General features: G+C 74.1%; 2 protein-coding genes. Both read right to left on the bottom strand.

Features of this window, described 5'->3' with window-relative positions; all coding sequences use genetic code 11:
* On the bottom strand, nucleotides 1-408 hold a 408-nt coding region (locus RCJ92_RS15905; RefSeq protein WP_446755124.1), incomplete at its 3' end, for a hypothetical protein.
* On the bottom strand, nucleotides 383-1242 hold an 860-nt coding region (locus RCJ92_RS15900; protein WP_446755123.1), incomplete at its 5' end, for a DUF2637 domain-containing protein. The genes RCJ92_RS15900 and RCJ92_RS15905, both read right to left, overlap by 26 nt.

Below are 1242 nucleotides of genomic sequence, written 5' to 3'. Positions count from 1 at the left end.
CCGGCTCACCCCCTCCCGTCCGGCTGCGCGACCAGGGGCGCGCTCCGGGCCTGTCACGGAGACCTCGGCGCTGCGGGCGGCCATCCGCTGCCGCAGCGTGTCCCGCTGCTCGCGGGCGGCTTCCTTCACCGCGGCCGTCAACTGCCGGTTCAGCTCGTGGCCGCGCTCCATCACGCGGCCTCCGGCCCTCGCGGCCAGATCGGTGGGACGCACCCACTCCACCCGGGCACGCCCGTCCGCCACCGGCGTCTCCGGCTCGACGTGGAGGGTCGGGTCCTTGTGCGTGGCCAGGCGGGACTGCTCGTCGTCCTCGGCGATGCCCGTCCGCTCACGGGTCTCGTCGTCAGCAGCGTCGTCCCTGGCTGCCGTCGGCGTGGGGTCCTCAGGACTGTTCGGTGTCGGGCTCATCATCATTCCTTTCGTCTGCAGGGTCAGGTGCGTTCAGCCAGCGGGCCACGGTCGTCGGGTGCACCCCGAAACGGCGGGCGATCTCCCGGTTCGTCGCCCCCTGCCCGGCGAGCCGTGTCGCTTCCCGGATCCGCGCCTCCCGTCCCACCGGTACCTCGGTCTCGAGGCGGCCGGTCCCGTGCCCGTCGCCGGCGACCTCGCTGTCGCTCCCGCCTTCCTGGGCGGTGCCGGCTTCGAGGGCAGGCGGCGTCCGGTCGGGCACGCGCTGCGTGGCGACCACGACCCGCGACGGCGGCTGCTCCTGCTGGTCGTCATCGTGGTGGCGGGGTCCGGCGTTGCGGATGAGCTCGACTGTCAGATGCGTCATCGCCACCAGCACCAGCGGCGGCACCGACGCGACCAGGGCGGCCACCAGGCCCGGGACGCGCTGATCGGCGGTGAGGACCGCGTGGGTGATGTTCGCGGCGACGGACACGCCGGTGCCGGCGGCGAGCAGCATCCACGCAAACCTCCGTGCAGAGCCCTCGGCGTCGCGGAGGGCGACCACGCTGATGGTGGCCTGCAGGATCACGCCGTCCACGATCAGCGGCCACAGCCAGGCCTGCCCGTCCGCGATCCCGGCGAGCCGGGCCAGGTCCTGCAGCGCCTCGAAGGACAGCAGGAACGCCCCCAGCGCGAGCGCGAAGGTCCCGGCAACCGCGGCCGCAATCACCCCGCGGGACACCCCGCCGCGTGTTCCGACCGTCGGCCGCGTCATCATCGGCCCCAGTCGTAGCGGCGGAACGCTCCGCCGACAGCCGTCCCGGTGGTGGCAGGTTCGGTGGTGCGGTGGGC

The sequence above is a fragment of the Glutamicibacter sp. BSL13 genome (genome assembly GCF_052928425.1).
This window is presented reverse-complemented; position numbering and strand designations above follow the sequence as displayed.